Source organism: Comamonas composti DSM 21721 (genome assembly GCF_000429845.1).
Lineage (GTDB): Bacteria > Pseudomonadota > Gammaproteobacteria > Burkholderiales > Burkholderiaceae_C > Comamonas > Comamonas composti.
Genome location: NZ_AUCQ01000002.1, coordinates 117,395 through 133,180 on the forward strand (window position 1 = coordinate 117,395; position 15,786 = coordinate 133,180).

Annotated in this window: 14 protein-coding genes; 5 read left to right on the plus strand and 9 right to left on the minus strand. The window is 61.7% G+C overall.

The features are described 5' to 3' along the window. Positions 1 to 9: 9 nt before the first annotated feature. Genes pilQ through G486_RS0102295 form a run of 5 tightly spaced genes read right to left on the minus strand, consistent with a single transcriptional unit; the run spans position 10 to position 4,988 of the window. Positions 10 to 2,088 carry a type IV pilus secretin PilQ gene (gene pilQ / locus G486_RS0102275; protein ID WP_027014070.1) on the minus strand — a complete coding sequence of 693 codons (2,079 nt, stop codon included), beginning with the start codon at positions 2,086 to 2,088 and terminating at the stop codon, positions 10 to 12. Beyond that, the gene (locus tag G486_RS0102280) at positions 2,085 to 2,624 is read right to left on the minus strand and encodes a pilus assembly protein PilP (protein ID WP_407059783.1); all 540 of its coding nucleotides are present in this window, start codon (positions 2,622 to 2,624) and stop codon (positions 2,085 to 2,087) included. Before G486_RS0102280 ends, pilQ begins: the two co-directional genes overlap by 4 nt. A gap of 5 nt (positions 2,625 to 2,629) precedes the next feature. Then, on the minus strand, positions 2,630 to 3,304 hold the full coding sequence (gene pilO / locus G486_RS0102285; RefSeq protein WP_027014072.1) for a type IV pilus inner membrane component PilO: 675 nt from the start codon (positions 3,302 to 3,304) through the stop codon (positions 2,630 to 2,632). Further along, entirely contained in the window at positions 3,304 to 3,912 is a 609-nt protein-coding gene (locus G486_RS0102290; protein ID WP_027014073.1) for a PilN domain-containing protein, read from the minus strand. The genes pilO and G486_RS0102290 overlap by 1 nt, the downstream gene beginning before the upstream one ends. Next, on the minus strand, positions 3,909 to 4,988 hold the full coding sequence (locus tag G486_RS0102295; RefSeq protein ID WP_027014074.1) for a pilus assembly protein PilM: 1,080 nt from the start codon (positions 4,986 to 4,988) through the stop codon (positions 3,909 to 3,911). Before G486_RS0102295 ends, G486_RS0102290 begins: the two co-directional genes overlap by 4 nt. 353 nt (positions 4,989 to 5,341) lie before the next feature. Between G486_RS0102295 and G486_RS0102300 the strand changes: the two genes are divergently transcribed. Beyond that, positions 5,342 to 7,669, plus strand: a complete 2,328-nt coding sequence (locus G486_RS0102300) for a penicillin-binding protein 1A (protein WP_027014075.1) — start codon at positions 5,342 to 5,344, stop codon at positions 7,667 to 7,669. A 57-nt stretch (positions 7,670 to 7,726) separates the two neighbouring features. Here the strand turns inward: G486_RS0102300 and cyaY are convergent, their stop codons facing one another. After that, positions 7,727 to 8,068 carry an iron donor protein CyaY gene (cyaY, locus tag G486_RS0102305; RefSeq protein ID WP_027014076.1) on the minus strand — a complete coding sequence of 114 codons (342 nt, stop codon included), beginning with the start codon at positions 8,066 to 8,068 and terminating at the stop codon, positions 7,727 to 7,729. Between the two features lie 12 nt (positions 8,069 to 8,080). On the opposite strand from cyaY, the gene lptM reads away from it, so the two are divergent. Continuing rightward, on the plus strand, positions 8,081 to 8,323 hold the full coding sequence (gene lptM, locus G486_RS24465; protein ID WP_084454985.1) for an LPS translocon maturation chaperone LptM: 243 nt from the start codon (positions 8,081 to 8,083) through the stop codon (positions 8,321 to 8,323). Positions 8,324 to 8,729: 406 nt separating this feature from the next. Continuing rightward, the gene (locus tag G486_RS0102310) at positions 8,730 to 9,536 is read left to right on the plus strand and encodes an oxygen-binding di-iron domain-containing protein (protein WP_027014077.1); all 807 of its coding nucleotides are present in this window, start codon (positions 8,730 to 8,732) and stop codon (positions 9,534 to 9,536) included. Between the two features lie 174 nt (positions 9,537 to 9,710). Here G486_RS0102310 and ccsB read toward each other — a convergent pair whose 3' ends face one another. From ccsB to G486_RS0102325, 3 genes are all read right to left on the minus strand, one after another. Continuing rightward, the gene (gene ccsB, locus G486_RS0102315) at positions 9,711 to 11,045 is read right to left on the minus strand and encodes a c-type cytochrome biogenesis protein CcsB (RefSeq protein WP_027014078.1); all 1,335 of its coding nucleotides are present in this window, start codon (positions 11,043 to 11,045) and stop codon (positions 9,711 to 9,713) included. After that, the gene (locus G486_RS0102320) at positions 11,042 to 13,225 is read right to left on the minus strand and encodes a cytochrome c biogenesis protein ResB (RefSeq protein WP_027014079.1); all 2,184 of its coding nucleotides are present in this window, start codon (positions 13,223 to 13,225) and stop codon (positions 11,042 to 11,044) included. Before G486_RS0102320 ends, ccsB begins: the two co-directional genes overlap by 4 nt. Positions 13,226 to 13,350: 125 nt before the next feature. After that, positions 13,351 to 13,983: a c-type cytochrome gene (locus G486_RS0102325; protein ID WP_027014080.1), complete on the minus strand. Its 633-nt coding sequence runs from the start codon at positions 13,981 to 13,983 to the stop codon at positions 13,351 to 13,353. A gap of 79 nt (positions 13,984 to 14,062) precedes the next feature. On the opposite strand from G486_RS0102325, the gene yihA reads away from it, so the two are divergent. Together yihA and G486_RS0102335 are read left to right on the plus strand one after the other, a co-directional pair. Then, positions 14,063 to 14,803, plus strand: a complete 741-nt coding sequence (gene yihA / locus G486_RS0102330; RefSeq protein WP_027014081.1) for a ribosome biogenesis GTP-binding protein YihA/YsxC — start codon at positions 14,063 to 14,065, stop codon at positions 14,801 to 14,803. Between the two features lie 41 nt (positions 14,804 to 14,844). Continuing rightward, the gene (locus tag G486_RS0102335; protein ID WP_027014082.1) at positions 14,845 to 15,747 is read left to right on the plus strand and encodes an alpha/beta fold hydrolase; all 903 of its coding nucleotides are present in this window, start codon (positions 14,845 to 14,847) and stop codon (positions 15,745 to 15,747) included. Positions 15,748 to 15,786 lie beyond the last annotated feature (39 nt).

Below are 15,786 nucleotides of genomic sequence, written 5' to 3' on the forward strand. Positions count from 1 at the left end.
CAACCCGCGTTAATTGCCAGAACGCAGTTGCGATGAAAGCATGCGCGGAGTGATGAAGACCAGCATCTCACGCTTGGTCGAGCCCTTGGTATTGCTCTTGAACAAATTGCCCAGCACGGGCACGTCACCCAGCACGGGAACCTTGACAACCTGATTGGTCTCTTCGATCTCGAAAATGCCGCCGATCACCACAGTACCGCCATTCTCCACAAGCACCTGGGTCTTGATGTGCTTGGTGTCGATGGCCACCCCCTGGAGAGTCACCTCGCCACGGCTGTCCTTGTTCACATCCAGATCCAGAATGATGTCCCCTTCGGGGGTGATCTGAGGGGTCACCTCCAGCTTGAGCACGGCCTTCTTGAAGGCAACCGTCGTTGCACCGTTAGGCGCTGTCATGGAGTACGGATATTCCGTGCCCTGCTCGATCAAGGCTTTGTTCTGGTCGGCAGTGACGAGGCGCGGGTTGGAGATGATCTTTCCATCGCCATCGGCCTCCATGGCTGAAAGCTCCAGCGAAAGGAAACGAGTGGCTGCACTGTTGAAAATGGAGAATGCCAGCGAGCCCGCGCCAGTGACACCTGGAACGCTTGCAGGCAGGTTGACAAAAGGCGAGGACGTAGAAGAGCCTGGCGCTACGTCGGCATAACTGCCGCCCAGATTCCAATGCTTGTTGCCATTCGAGCCACCACCAAACTTCACTCCCAGAGAGCGCCCGAAGGTATCCCGGGCCTCGACAATACGCGCCTCGATCATGACCTGACGCACCGGCACGTCCAGCGTTGCCAGCAAGGCCTTCATCTCCTCGAGCTTGGCTGGCGTATCGGTCACGAACAACTGGTTTGTTCTGGGCTCGGAAATCGCAGAGCCTCGCTGAGAAAGAAAGCGTGTGGACTGCCCAGAGCCTCCAGTATTGGTTGCAATCTGCTGCAGGATGTCTGCGGCCTTGGCATAGTTCAACTGAAACCCTTGGGTTCTCAAAGGCTCAAGGTTTTCGATCTCCCTGGCGGCCTCATAGTCACGCTTGATACGTGCATCGATCTCATCCTTGGGGGCAATCCACAACACGGTGCCGGACTTGCGCATGCCCAGGCCCTTGGCATCCATGATGATCTGCAAGGCCTGATCCCAGGGCACGTCCTTGAGCCGCAACGTCAAGGCACCCGTGACCGTATCCGAGGTCACGATATTGAAGTTGGTGAAATCCGCAATCACCTGCAGCAAAGAGCGCACCTCGATGTTCTGGAAATTCAGCGACAGCTTTTCGCCGCTGTAACCAGGTCCCTGGGTGAGCTTGTTGATGTCCACTTTTTTCTGGCGGATCTCGATCACAAACTGGTTGTCGCTCTGATAGGCACTGTGCTCCCAGTCACCCACAGGATCGATGCGCATGCGCACGATATCCCCTTGCTGGGCGGAAGAAATTGTCTGCACCGGTGTTCCGAAGTCGGCCACATCCAGCTTGCGGCGCAACCCCTCGGGCAATGAGCTGCGCAAAAAGTCGATGACCAGCCCCTTGCCTTCGCGACGCAGATCGACACCCACCTGGCTGCTGTTCAAACCGACCACGATACGGCCTGCGCCATCACTGCCACGCCGGAAGTCGACATCGCGAATGGGAAGCACATCGCTGGCCGAGGCCTTGGCTTCAAATACCCTTGCTTCGGCAGTTTTGCTCGGCGTCGCTGCCGACACAGGATCCAGCATGATGAGCAAAGCCTTGCCCTGGCGCTCTGTCTTGTAGGCGGTCGCCGTCTTGAGGTTCAGCACCAGACGAGCGCGCCCGCCAGCCTCCACAACATTGATGGAACGCAGATTCCCTTGGTTGACCTCCACCAGCGACTTGCCCGTGGCATTGCTGGTCCCAGGAAAGTCCAGTGCCACACGTGCAGGCGACTGAATCACAAAGCCTGTGGGATCTGCCTCCAGCGGCTGAGACAACTCGACCCGTACCACCTCGGTCCCCCCCTGTAAGGTCCCGACCACCGACTCTATTGCGGCTTGAGCCCATACGGCCTGAGACAGCAGCAAGCTGCTCAGTACACCTGTCCAGCGAACCTTGTTCAACATGCTGCAATCAATGCGCCTCATTTATTTCCCTCCTGCAACTCCAGTGTGCTTGTTCTCTCTATCCAATCGCCGCCACCGTCCTGAACGATTTCTCTCAGCTGGATGGAGTTCTCCGTAATCCTGGTGATCTTTCCGTAGTTCTGCCCCAGGTAATTGCCCAGACGCACCTGGTAGAGCAGTGCCCCCACCTTGATCAAGGCTGTGGGGGTACCTTTCTTGTCCAGGCTGCCGACCATCACCATGGAGTCCAGCGGTTCAGCCTCCAGAGCTTCCTTGCGACGATTGAGCTCGGGAGCTATCAGACTGGTGTTGACACTGGACTGATTCATCTCCTTGCGCAAAGCCTGTATCAGCTTCAGCATATTGAATGGGTCCATGCCATCCGAGCCCAGGTAGGCTTGGGGGACAAAGGGCTTGGGCTCCTGCAGGGGCTTGATGTGCGGGCGGGCATTCGCTCTTTGCTCCGACATCCAGGAACGCAGCTCATCTTCGCCGGAAGAAGTGCAGGCACTCAGAGCCAGAGCACTGCCAAGCAGCAGACAGGTTTTATGAAGCATGCGCATCATTTCGACTTCCCCTTGTTTGCTGCACGCTGGGCCTGAACCTCTTCAGCATCCAGATAACGGAAAGTCCTGGCCGTGGCCTCCATGCTCAGGACGTCACCGTCCTTGCCCGAGGGCGTCACGCCTATATTGTTCAAGGTGACGATACGCGACAGATGCGCCACATCCGAGGCAAACGCGCCTATGTCGTGATAGCGTCCCGTGACCTTGAGAGCAATCGGCAGCTCGGCGTAATACTCCTTGACCACCATGGAGCCTGGCCTGAACACTTCGAACTGCAGGCTACGTCCCAGACCAGCCTGGTTGATGTCGGACAGCAAGGCCGCCATCTCCGCCTTGCTGGGCAGTTGCTTTTCCAGCTGAGTCACATATTGCTGGACCTGTTCGCGCTGCTTTTTCAGACCATCGAGACTCACGGCCTTGTTGAGCTTTTGCTGAAAATCCGTGCGCAGCGTGGCTTCCGTATTGCGCTCACTTTCGAGTTCCTCCTCATAGTCCGAGAGCAGCACAAACCACATCAGCACGGCCACGACAGCTGCCAGAAACAGGCACAGTGCCGCCTTGGGAAGGGCAGGCCACACCGAGGGGTCGTTGGGATCGAGATTGCTGAACTGACGTTGAATTTTTTCCTGCAAGGCAGAAAAATCGATATTGCGAGACATCTTCGTGGCCATTACTGAGCCTTTCCAGTCTGGGCCGCTGCGGCATTTTTTTCTGCCTCGCTGGCACGCGTCAGCTGAAAGCGCAGGTTGAACGCAGCTGCGCGACGCTGGTCCTTGGCACTGACGCTGACCACCTTGGCCACGATCTCCACAAGCTCAGGCTTGGAGAACCAGGGAGTTCCTTCGGAAAGATTGCGCAGCATTTCCGAAACCCGTTCGTTCGACTGGGCCACGCCCTGCATGTTCACCGTCAAGCCATCCTGTTTGATGCTGCTGATGTAAACACCGTCAGGCAGTTGCTGGACCAGCTCATTGAGCAAGTGCACTGGCAGGTTGCGGTCGGACTGCAAGTCCTCGACGGCTTGCTGACGTGCGCGCAGAGCCGCGATCTCGGCTTCCAGTCCCGATATTTCCTTGATCTGGGACTCGAGAACCGTAATCTCCGAACGCAACAAGCTGTTCTTGGATTGCTGCGCCTCGATCATCATCTGGAACCACCAGTAAACCGCTCCAGCGATCAACAAGCCCGCCAGGGCAGAAAGCACCATCGTGGCCTGAAAGGCCTCTTTGCGACGTTTGCGCGCCGCCTCTCTATGAGGGAGAAGGTTGATGAGAATCACGAGGCAAACCTCCTCAAGGCCAGACCGCAGGAGGTCAGATAGGAAGGCGCCTCACGCGCCATACGCTTCAACCTCACGCCCGCACCGATCTCCATTCCGTCAAACGGATTGACCAGAGTGCAGGCAAAGCCGGTTTGCTGGGTGATGGCCTCAACCAGGCCCGAAAGAGGAGATGAGCCTCCCGCAAGCAAGATATGGTCAATCCGGTTGTAAGGCGTGCTGGTGAAGAAAAACTGCAGGGCACGCGCCACTTCCTGGGTCATGCTTTGCACAAAGGGCTTGAGCACGGCCGATCCATAGTCGTCGGGCAGGTCGGAGTTGCGCTTCTTGGCCTCCGCCTCCTCCTGCGAAAAACCATACTGGCGGGCAATCAGCTGGGTCAGCTGGGCTCCGCCAAAGGCTTGATCTCTCTCATAGATCACATCGCTGTTGCGCAGCACCTGCATGCTGGTCGTCATGGCCCCGACTTCAAACAAGGCCACCAGTGCCCCTTCACCACGGTTGGGCAGGCGCTCTATCAGCCGTTCAGCCGCCATGCGCGAGGCATGCCCCTCTATGTCGATGACGACGGGTTTGAGCCCCGCCGCCTCGGCCAGACCCTGGCGGTCCTGAACCTTCTCGCGACGCGATGCAGCGATCAGCACATCCACATCGCCTGGAGAACCTGGCGAGGGACCGATCACGCAAAAGTCGAGACTCACTTCTTCCAGGGAGAAGGGTATGTATTGATTCGCCTCGGACTCGACCTGGACCTCGAGCTCCTGCTCGCTCATCCCGCCTGGCAGAGAGATCTTCTTGGTGATCACAGCCGATGCAGGCAGCGCCATGGCCACATTCTTGGTCCGGGTACCGCTTTTTTTGACCAGCCTGCGCAGCGCCTCGGCAACTTCGTCGAATTTTTCTATATTGCCCTCTGTCACCCAGCCACGATCCAGGGGCTCGATGGCACAGCGCTCAAGCAAAAGTTCACCCGACTTGTTCTTTGACAACTCCACCAGCTTGATGCTGGACGAGCTGATATCGACGCCGAGCAAGGGGGCTGGCTGACGACTGAATAAAGACTCCAAAGTGATCAAGTCACTCTCCCTCTTGCTTTTGTAAAAAATGAAACAGACGACTGCCCAGCCCGGATGCTATCAGCAAGAAACTGGGCTCAAGCCCACAGGAGCAAAGCAGGCGCTATTGCGCGTGGTCAAAAACAGACGCCTTTAAGCCTCGTCAAGTTAGAAGCAGAAACTCTTTGCTTTGCCTATGATTGCAAACTCTGGCCCGAATTCGGGTTTGGTTCAGACCGCCTCACGACCCTCAAGTCGCTGAGAAAGCTCATTTTTATAATGGGCCCCTCCTCAGCCCATCCTGCTACATGCCGTCTTCCTCCCCCCGAGACTCCAAAGCCCCATCGGGCCCGAATACCTCAGTTGCCAAGCGCATGCACTGGTTCCCTAAAGCCATACTGTGGCTTATGGGCATTGCTGCGGCCGGTGCACTGGCTCTTGTTCTGACCATCGCTGTCGGCCTGGCCATGGCCTATCCCAGTCTCCCTGATGTCTCCGAGCTGGCCGACTACCGCCCCAAGCTCCCCCTTCGGATCTATTCCAGCGAAGGCGCTTTGCTCGGTGAGTTTGGCGAAGAGCGACGCACGCTCACTCCCATACAAGAGATTCCCAAGGTCATGACCGATGCCGTCCTGGCGATCGAAGACACCCGTTTCTTCGAACACGGTGGCGTGGACTACAAGGGAATATTGCGTGCCACCCTGGCCAACCTCGGGCGCGTCAAGAGTCAGGGCGCCTCGACCATCACAATGCAGGTAGCGCGCAATGTCTACCTTTCTTCAGAAAAAACCTTTACACGCAAGATCTATGAAATCTTGCTGACCTTCAAGCTCGAGCATCTGCTGAGCAAGAACCAGATCCTCGAGATCTACATGAACCAGATTTATCTGGGCAACCGCGCTTACGGCTTTGCCGCAGCCAGTGAAGCCTATTTCGGCAAGCCGCTCAAGGACATAAGCGTGGCCGAAGCGGCCATGCTCGCTGGCCTGCCCAAGGCCCCTTCGGCCTACAACCCGATCAGCAACCCCAAGCGCGCGCGCTCACGTCAGCTCTACATCATCGAGCGCATGCAGGAAAACGGCTTCATCACGACAGAGCAGGCCCAGGAGGCCAAGGCCGAGCCGCTCAAGATCCGCTCTGCAGCCAATGCCAATACACGCGTGCATGCCGAATACGTGGCCGAGATGGCGCGCCAGCTGATCTTTGCCCAGTACGGCAACGAGGCCTATACGCGCGGCCTCAACGTCTACACCAGCATCAATGCCGGCGAACAGGAAGCCGCATACAGCGCCTTGCGCCGCGGCATCATGGACTATGAGCGCCGCCAGAAATACCGAGGCCCTGAAAAATTCATCGCCCTGCCGGCCGAAGAGCAGGCGCGCGAGGACGTGATCGACGACGTGCTCGCCAACCACCCCGACAATGGCGACCTGCTTGCTGCCGTGGTGCTCGAGGCCGATCCGCGCAAGATCACGGCCGCGCGCGCCGATGGAGAGCAGTTGCAGATCACGGGCGAAGGACTCAAGCCCGTGGAATCCGGCCTGAGCAGCAAGGCCCCGCCCAACACCAAGATCCGCCCGGGCGCCGTGATCCGCGTGACCAAGAATGCCAAGGGCAACTGGGAAGCCACTCAACTGCCCGAGGTCGAAGGTGCGTTCGTGGCCCTGGTTCCCCAGACCGGTGCCATCAGGGCGCTTGTCGGTGGCTTCGACTTCGACAAGAACAAGTTCAACCACGTCACCCAGGCCTGGCGCCAGCCGGGCTCCAGCTTCAAGCCCTTCATCTACTCGGCAGCGCTGGAAAAAGGCTTCAGCCCCTCGACCATGGTCAACGACGCGCCGCTGTTCTTCAGCGCCGGCGTCACCGGCGGCCAGCCCTGGGAGCCCAAGAACTATGACTCGCGCTACGACGGCCCCATGACCATGCGCACAGGCCTGAACAAGTCCAAGAACATGATCTCCATCCGCCTGCTGCAGGCCGTGGGCCCCAAACAGGGCCAGGAATGGGTCACGCGATTCGGCTTCGATGCAGCCAAGCACCCGGCCTATCTGACCATGGCCCTGGGCGCGGGCTCGGTCACGCCGCTGCAGATGGCCTCCGGCTACGCGGTCTTCGCCAACGGCGGCCGCCGCGTGAATCCCTGGCTGATCGCGCGCGTCACCGACCACAAGGGACGCATACTGTCCGAGTTCACGCCGCCGCCCGTGCAGGACCTGCCCCAGGCCATAGAGCCGCGCAACGCCTTCATCATGGACAGCCTGCTCAACGACGTGGCGCGCGTGGGCACGGCCGCCCGCGCCCAGGGCACGCTCAAGCGCCCCGACCTCTATGGCAAGACCGGCACCACCAATGACTCGGTCGATGCCTGGTTTGCAGGCTTTCAGCCGACGCTGGCCGCCGTCTCCTGGATCGGCTACGACACGCCACGCAACCTCGGCAGCCGCGAAACCGGTGGCGGCCTGAGCCTGCCCATCTGGATCAGCTTCATGCAGCATGCGCTCAAGGGCGTGCCCGTGGCCGAGATGCCCGTGCCTGCAGGCGTGGTCAACATGGGCGGCGAATGGTATTACGAAGAGAATGCGCACCGCGGTGGCGGAAGCCTGGGCATGGATGCATCCATGGGCGAAGGCTCTGGCAGCGAGGCAACCCCGCCTCCCGCAAGCGAAGAGCGCAACCGGATCCTGGATCTGTTCCGCAACTAGCCCTGATCAGACCCCCAGCAAAAAGCCCGGCATGCCGGGCTTTTTGCTGGGGGTGCGTCATTTGAGCGCGGAAAACGTCAGCTCCAGCCCCGACTGCTGACTCGCATAGCTGCTGAGATTGGCAAAGAACTCACCAGCCCCCTTGGTGTCCAGCCACTGACCGAGCGCCGGGTCATAGCGGTAGTGAAAGCCGCCGGCCTTGGCGGCGAGCCAAACCTCGTGCAAGGGCTTTTGCAAATTGATGATGATCTGGCTGCGATTGGCAAACACCAGAGTCACCATGCCGCCCACGCGCTGGGCATCCATGTCGGCGTCCGTGTCTTCGTTGATGCGGTCGCAGTCTTGCTCCACTGCAAGCAGCAGGCGCTCGGCAAGGTCCAGAAATTCAAGGTCGGTCATTACAATTCATCTATGTTGAAAGCCCATCAAATTTTAGTCAGGAGCATTGCCCTTGCCGTTTGTGCGGCGTCCCTGGGTGCCTGCGGCCAGAAAGGCGCGCTTTTCCTGCCCGACACACCCGCTGCCCGCGAACGCGCCACCCTGCCGCAGACCCTGGGCATTCCGGGCACGTCCGAGAGCCAAGGCGGGGCCGCCCGCAAGCCAGCGCCGCCCACTGCAGCAGCGCCCTCGACACCGCCAGCCGCTGCGCAGTAAACGCATGGGCCTTAGAACGTGTTTACGATCTCCTCGGTGCCGCGCCAGTGTCTGTGCGGGATGGGATACGAGGCGCGACACCGCAGCAATAGCCGTGCTATTGCGAGGATTCGCAACGCTGTAGACCGCCCGCAAAGGCACTGGCCCCAAGGGTTGGAGCGAAATCGGGCGATTTCTTCGCGCTGGCCCTTGCTTGCACCCCGGTGCAAGCTGCGGCCCATCGACTCGAACTCCTCCCGATTGCACTCCAACGCGGCAGCGTAGAGATCGTAAACACGTTCTTACAGGTCAAGCGCCCAAAAGCGCATTTCTGATCCCATCCAGCCGCCACCTTGACCAGGCTCAAGTTTCGAGTTCGAGAAGGCGCTAGAGTGGCGCCACTTCGCCAGCTGTGCCTCCTATTTCCATGTCCATAGAGCTATACCGAGACGACAACCATGTCTGCCTGATGTTCACCAACCTCATCGAGGAGGATGGACAGGCCATCCAGGCCAACCAGTTTTTGATTGTGGACAACGGCACGGGCGCGATCATCGATCCCGGTGGAAACATCGCGTTCAACGAGCTGTTCATGGGCATGTCGCGCTATTTCCCGCCGAACAAGCTCTCCTACCTGATCGCCTCCCATGCGGACCCGGACATCATCGCCTCGCTGGACCGCTGGATGACCTCGACACGCGCCCAGCTCGTGATCTCGCGCATCTGGGAACGCTTTGCGCCCCACTTCACCAAGGTCGGCAAGACCGAGAACCGCGTCATCGGCGTGCCCGACGCGGGCGCCCGCCTGCCGCTGGGCCGCAGCGAGCTGCACATACTGCCGGCCCACTTTCTGCACGCCGAAGGCAACTTCCATTTCTACGACCCCATCAGCCGCATCCTGTTCACGGGCGATCTGGGCGTGTCCCTGATGACCGGTGCCGAGGCCGAAAAGCCGGTCACCGATCTGGGCCCGCACATTGCGCTCATGAAGGGCTTTCACCAGCGCTACATGGTCTCCAACAAAATCTTGCGCATGTGGGTGCAGATGGCCCGCCAGCTGCGCATCGACATGATCGTGCCCCAGCATGGCGCGCCCATCATGGGAGCCAAGGCAATTGCCGACCTGCTCTCCTGGCTGGAGGAGCTGCCCTGCGGCATCGACCTGTTCGAGCAAAGCAATTACCAGCTGCCCACGGCCAGCATCGATCCGGTCTCGCGCCAGATACGTCTTTGAGCCGCCTCGCGGCTCTTCGGGGTCGCTATCTATAAAGAAGCTGCTAGCGCCTTCCAGCACTTGATTTCAGCATGATTCATATCTGAAACCGAGTACTGGCAGGCGCTAGCAGCTTCTTTTATGTGAGTACGAACTCAGCGCCCATTCTTTAGCCAAAGGGCGCGACCCCGGTCCTCAAAGCTCGCCGTAGCTGTGCAGGCCCGAGAGGAACATGTTCACGCCCAGAAAGGCAAAGGTGGTGATGACCAGCCCGCCCAGCGCCCACCAGGCCGAGACCGTGCCGCGCAGGCCCTTGACCAGGCGCATGTGCAGCCAGGCTGCGTAGTTGAGCCAGACGATCAGGGCCCAGGTTTCCTTGGGGTCCCAGCTCCAGTAGCCGCCCCAGGCCTCGGCCGCCCACAGCGCACCTAGCACGGTGGCGATGGTGAAGAACGCAAAGCCCACGGCAATCGCCTTGTACATCACATCGTCCAGCAGCTCGAAATCCGGCAGACGCTCGGCAATGCGCTTGCGCGAGAGCAGGATGCCGGCCACGATCAGGGCCGAGACGCCAAAGTAGACCATCCAGTAGCTGCCGCCGTTTTCCGTCGCACCCTGGCGAAAGACCACGGGCTCGAAGCACAGCACCACGCCCAGCAGCCACAGCGGCGCGAGTTTGTACCAGCGTGTCTCGCCGGCCTGCTGCTTGATCAGATAGGCAAAGGCCACCATGGCCGCCAGCGCGAAGGTGCCGTAGCCGATGAAGTTGGCGGGCACGTGCAGCTTCATCCACCAGCTCTTGAGCGCGGGCACCAGGGGCTGGATCTCGTGGGCCTCGCGCACCAGCGTGTACCACAGCAAAAAGCCCACGGCCGCACTGACCACCAGCATCACGAAGCCGCCGAGCGCGCGCGTGTCGTAGTGCTGCTCGTAGTAAAGGTAGAACAGGGCCGTCATCCAGCAGAACATGATGAAGACCTCGTAGAGATTGCTGACCGGGATGTGGCCCACATCGGCGCCGATCAGATAGCTCTCGTACCAGCGCACCAGGCTGCCGACCAGGGCCAGGACCACGGCCAGCCAGGCCAGGCGCGAGCCCAGCAGCGACATGGTGCGGCCCTCGCCGCGCGAGAACATGCCCACCCAGTAGAACACCGTGCTCATGAAGAACACCATGCTCATCCAGAGAATCGCGGACTGGCTGGACAGAAAGTACTTGAGGCCGAACACCGTCTCCGCCCGCGCAAGCTGCGCGCCCTCGCTCCCCTGGTACAGGCCTATGGCCAGCAGGGCCAGGGCGGCCACGCCGAGCATCAGCACACGCAGCGGCCGCCAGAACCAGCCCAGCCAGATGGCCGAGGGAATGGTGCCCAGCAGGATGCCTTTCTCGTACACATCCATGTACTCGCCATAGCGGCTCAGCGCATACAGCAGCCCCATGGTCACCAGGGCGGCAAACACCCAGTCGAACCAGTTGCGGCGAGCGAAAAATCCTTCGTTGAGCGTCAACGTCGTGGCGGCTGTGTTCATGCTCTATCTCCGATTTTTTTTCTCTGTATGGGCTTGGCCCCGATGAGCTTGTCTGCAAGAGACTCGAACTCACGATCGCCATCCAGCGTCTTGCGGTTGGTGGACAAGGCCATCTCGGCATGGGAGCCGCCCTCGCGAGGCGTCAGCCAGATCCAGATGCGCCGGTCGCGCACGTACAGCATGGCGAAGACACCGATGATAAGCAGCAAACAGCCGAGGTAGACCACGTTTTTGCCCGGCGCGCGCGCGACCTGGAACACGCTGGCCTGGACCTGGGTGAAGTCCTTGAGCATGAACACCATGGGCACGGGATAGAACTGCGCATCGCTGAGCGAGAACACGGTCTGGGTCATGAAGCTCTGGGTCGTCTCGCTGGGCTCCAAGGCCGGCTGTCCGGCCTGGGCGCGCACGGCCTGGGCCAGCTCGAACAGCACGCCGTTGAGAATGCGCACCAGCACCTCGCCCGCACGCTCGCGTTCGGCCTCGGGCACATTGCTTTCCATGAAGTCGGAGATCGCCTGCAGCCCGCCCAGCGGCCTGCCCTCGGGCCCGGGCTTGCCCGACTCGCCGGCGAACAGATCCACGGCCTTGAGCGCCGACTGCGTGAGCGCTGCCGACAGGTCGCTGCGCGCCGGATCCACGGCCTTGAGCGCATAGGCCTTGGCCGCCTGCTCGCGCAGCCTCGCGTCCTGCAGGCCCAGGCGCAGCTTCACAAAGGTGTCCATCGACCCCTCGGGATCGGCAGGAATGCGCAGATAGCGCAAGGGCTCGACCGGGTTGTCGCGCACGCCCAGCAGAAAGACACGCTGGCCGTCGCCCATGTCCACGGGCAGCATGTAGTTCTGGAACTCGCGCGCCTGGCCCGAGGCATCGCGCAGCTTGTAGCCGATGCTGGGGCCGATGTTGCGCAGCTCTTTTTGCGAGCTCGTCTTGTGGCCTGCACCCAGGCGCGCATCCAGCGCCTGCCTGAGATCGACCTTGCGCACATCGGTGGCCCCGCCGGCACCGGCCGGGCCTGCGCCGAAGTTCTCCACGTTGATGGTGCGCAGCTCGGTGTACTCCAGGGTCACGCTTTCCTGGCTGCCGTCGCCACGGGTGCGGTTGAACTCGTTGGAGCTGCCGATCACGCCCTCCACCTCGAAAGGCTTGGCGCCGGCCTCCAGCGGCAGGGCCTGCAGCTTCACCGAGGAGCCGCCATCGTCAAAGCTGGACTGGTAAATCTCCACGCCGCGCCAGCTGGCCGGGTGGTTGACCTCGATGCGCCTTTCCACCTGCTCGCCCGTGGCCTTGTCGTGAATGATCACATCGCTGGCGAACAGCTTGGGCATGCCCGTAGAGTAGTACTCGACGATGAACTTCTTGAGCTCCACGGCAAAAGGCAGCTCCTGCAGCAGCACGCCATCGGACTGGGCCAGAATCGCCGTGCTGGCCGTGCCGCCTTCGGTGACCAGCAGGTTGCCGCGGAAGGTGGGATTGCGCTCGGACAGCCGGTGCTCGGGCGCGACCTCGGAGATCAGGCCGCCGCCCTTGAACGGCGTCTTGCCGCCCATCCACATCTGGGCACGCACGATCAGATCGCCGTCGAACAGGCCACCCAGGCAGATCAGGACGATGGCGCAGTGCGCGGCGATATAGCCTATCTTGTGGGCCGCGCCGGTCTTGGCCGCCAGCATCCAGCCCGTGCCCGCACCTGCGGGCGTGTCGCGCTGCTGCAGCCTGACCTTCCAGCCGCCCGAAGCCAGCTGCTGCCCCAGGCGCCGCGCGGCCTCCTCGGTCGAGCCTGCAACCTGGTTCTCCGCGCGGTGGCCGAAGGCCTTGAGGCTCTGGGAGCGGATGTTCTCCTTGAAATTGCGCAGATCGGCCAGATACTTGGGCGCATGCCGGGCCACGCACAGCGAGGTGCTGATGACCAGGAACGCCAGAATCAGCAAGAACCACCAGGCGCTGTAGACCGCATTGAGCTTGAGCGCCAGAAACAGCTGGGCCCAGAACGGCCCGAACTGGTTCACGTAGTTGCCCACGGGCTCATGCTGCTTGAGCACCGTTCCGATGACCGAGGCAATGCAGATCACCGTCAGCAGCGCAATCGCAAAGCGCATGGAAGCCAGCAACTCCAGCGTGGCGCGCCAGGCCTGGGAGCGGGAAGAGGCGCGAGCGTCGCCAGAGGAGTATTCAGCCATGGAAGCGAAAAAACCGAATGAAAAAACGGGACCATGCGCACATGCATTGGCCCCGCCTGACTGTGATCATCAAACTGTCAATCCGTTCCCCTTGTCGTTCGAAAGGCACAAGGGACGGAGCCGGCTCAGCGCAAGCCGGCGATGTAGTCTGCCACGGCCTTGATTTCGCGATCATTAAGCTTGGCCGCAACCTGGGTCATTTGCAGGCTGTTGCCGCGCTTGCCGTCGCGGAAAGCCACAAGCTGGGCCGCCGTGTAGTCGGCATGCTGGCCCGCCAGGCGCGGGTACTGGGCCGGGATGCCGGCCCCGTTGGGGCTGTGGCAGCCGGCGCAGGCCGCGATGTTGCGATCCTGGATGCCGCCACGGAAGATGCGCTCGCCCAGCAGCACCAGGTCTCTTTCCTTGGCAAAGCCGTCCTTGGGCTTTTGCTGCTGCAGCCAGACCGAGATGTTCTTCATGTCCTCGCTGGACAGCGCCGTGGCGAAGCCCGCCATCACGGGGTCCTTGCGCGTGCCGTCCTTGAACTCCTGCAACTGCTTGATCAGGTACTCGGGGTGCTGACCTGCGAGCTTGGGCTGCAGCGGTATCGTGGAATTGCCATCGGCTGCGTGGCAGGCCACGCACACGGCCGTATAGCTGGCTTGACCCTTTGCCAGATCGACCTTGGTCGTGTTCGGCGCGGCGGGGTCGGCCGAGAACGCGGGGAAGGCGGCGGCCGTCAAAACGGCAGCAGTCAGCAAAGAGGCAAGCAACTTCATATCGAGGGGGAGTAGTTCTGTTGTTGAAAGCGCAAATGCGGCGGATTCTACAATGAGGCCCCTAAAGATTGATATCGCCATGAACCCTGCAACCCAGGCAACACCTGCCGGCCAGACACTTTCCTTGATCGACGACAAACTCGCCATGGGTTGGATGCACACGGCGCGCTTTCTGACCACGGCCGCCCAACTGCACCAGTTGCCCAGGGTGGATGTGCCGGAAATCGCCTTCGTGGGCCGCTCCAACGCGGGCAAATCCACCTGCATCAACACCCTGACCCAGCAAAAGCAGCTGGCCTTTGCCTCCAAGAAACCGGGGCGCACCCAGCACATCAACCTGTTCTCCCTCGGCAAGCAGGGGGTGACCGATGCCGTGCTGGCCGACCTTCCCGGCTATGGCTATGCCGCAGTGTCGCGCTCGGACAAGGAGCGCTGGCAGCGGGTCATGCTCAACTACCTGATGCAGCGCGAGAGCCTGAGCGCCGTCGTGCTGCTGTGCGATCCGCGCCTGGGCCTGACCGAGCTCGACGAGGCCTTGCTCAACGCCATCCGCCCGCGCGTGGAGCAGGGCCTGAAGTTCCTCGTGCTGCTGACCAAGGCCGACAAGCTCACGCGCGCCGAACAGGCCAAGGCCTTGTCCATCATGCGCCTGAACGCAGGCGGCGGTGAGGTGCGCATGTTCTCGGCCCTCAAGAAACAGGGCGTGGGCGATGTGGCCCAGCTGCTGTGGCACTGGAGCCACCCCGAGCCGGCTGCGGCTGCCGACCCCGCGCCGGTCACCTCTGCGACGCCTGAAAGCGGGCAAGGTCCCGAAGATTGAGGATCGAGGGCGCTGGCCGGGCGCCTCCACAGGAGAGCGCCATGCCAAGCCCCATCTACCACGATCTGCCCCAGGGCATACGCCTGCACTGCCGCGCCAGCGGCCAGAGCGGCCAGCCCCTGCTTGTGTTCCTGCACGGCTTTCCCCAGGCCAGCTTCATCTGGGAGGAGCTGCTCGAACAGTTCGGCCCGCACTATCGCTGCCTGGCCCCGGATCTGCGCGGCTACGGCCACTCCAGCCAGCCGACCGACCTGGGCAGCTACCGCGCCCATCTGCTGGTAGACGATCTCGCGGCGCTGATACGCGCCGAGAGCCCGGATGCGCCTGCCGCCTGCGTGATCGCCCACGACTGGGGCGGCGCCCTGGCCTGGGGCCTGGCCAACCAGCACCCCGAGCTGCTGCAGCGGCTGCTGATTCTCAACGCGCCCCATCCGGGCAGTTTCTTGCGCGAGCTGCAGCACAACCCCGCGCAACAGGCCGCCAGCCAGTACATGCACTTTCTGCGCCGACCCGATGCGCCAGCCCTGCTGGCCGAGAACGGCTACCAGCGCATGCTGGGCTTTTTCGCCAATCCCCGGGGCGAGCTGCCGGACTGGCTCACGCCCGAGCTCGCACAGCGCTACCGCGATCACTGGAGCCTGGGCCTGCATGGTGCCTGCCACTACTACGGCGCCACGCCCCTGGTTCCGCCACGCCCCGGGGAGGCCAGCCCCGCGATCCAGACGCTGGAGCTGCCCGCGCGCCTGCTGGAGATCAAGACCCCCACGAAGATCCTCTGGGGCATGAACGACCCCGCGCTGTCGCCAGCCCTGCTCCAGGGGCTTGAGCAGTGGATTGCGCAGCTGCAGGTCCAGCATCTCGACGGCGTATCCCACTGGGTACTGCAGGAGCAACCCGAAGCCGTCTCGGCGGCCTTGCACGATTTCCTCCAGCAAAGCTATTGAAAGAAGAGCTGCTAGCGCTTGCTATATAAGCACTTCAGC

Bases quoted from the DNA above. Each gene is read 5' to 3' on its own strand.
- ccsB (WP_027014078.1), bottom strand. From the start codon at position 11,045: ATGAACACAGCCGCCACGACGTTGACGCTCAACGAAGGATTTTTCGCT.
- pilO (WP_027014072.1), bottom strand. From the start codon at position 3,304: ATGGCCACGAAGATGTCTCGCAATATCGATTTTTCTGCCTTGCAGGAA.
- pilQ (WP_027014070.1), bottom strand. From the start codon at position 2,088: ATGAGGCGCATTGATTGCAGCATGTTGAACAAGGTTCGCTGGACAGGT.
- G486_RS0102300 (WP_027014075.1), top strand. From the start codon at position 5,342: ATGCACTGGTTCCCTAAAGCCATACTGTGGCTTATGGGCATTGCTGCG.
- G486_RS0102310 (WP_027014077.1), top strand. From the start codon at position 8,730: ATGTCCATAGAGCTATACCGAGACGACAACCATGTCTGCCTGATGTTC.
- lptM (WP_084454985.1), top strand. From the start codon at position 8,081: ATGTTGAAAGCCCATCAAATTTTAGTCAGGAGCATTGCCCTTGCCGTT.
- yihA (WP_027014081.1), top strand. From the start codon at position 14,063: ATGAACCCTGCAACCCAGGCAACACCTGCCGGCCAGACACTTTCCTTG.
- G486_RS0102325 (WP_027014080.1), bottom strand. From the start codon at position 13,983: ATGAAGTTGCTTGCCTCTTTGCTGACTGCTGCCGTTTTGACGGCCGCC.
- G486_RS0102320 (WP_027014079.1), bottom strand. From the start codon at position 13,225: ATGGCTGAATACTCCTCTGGCGACGCTCGCGCCTCTTCCCGCTCCCAG.
- cyaY (WP_027014076.1), bottom strand. From the start codon at position 8,068: ATGACCGACCTTGAATTTCTGGACCTTGCCGAGCGCCTGCTGCTTGCA.
- G486_RS0102280 (WP_407059783.1), bottom strand. From the start codon at position 2,624: ATGCTTCATAAAACCTGTCTGCTGCTTGGCAGTGCTCTGGCTCTGAGT.
- G486_RS0102335 (WP_027014082.1), top strand. From the start codon at position 14,845: ATGCCAAGCCCCATCTACCACGATCTGCCCCAGGGCATACGCCTGCAC.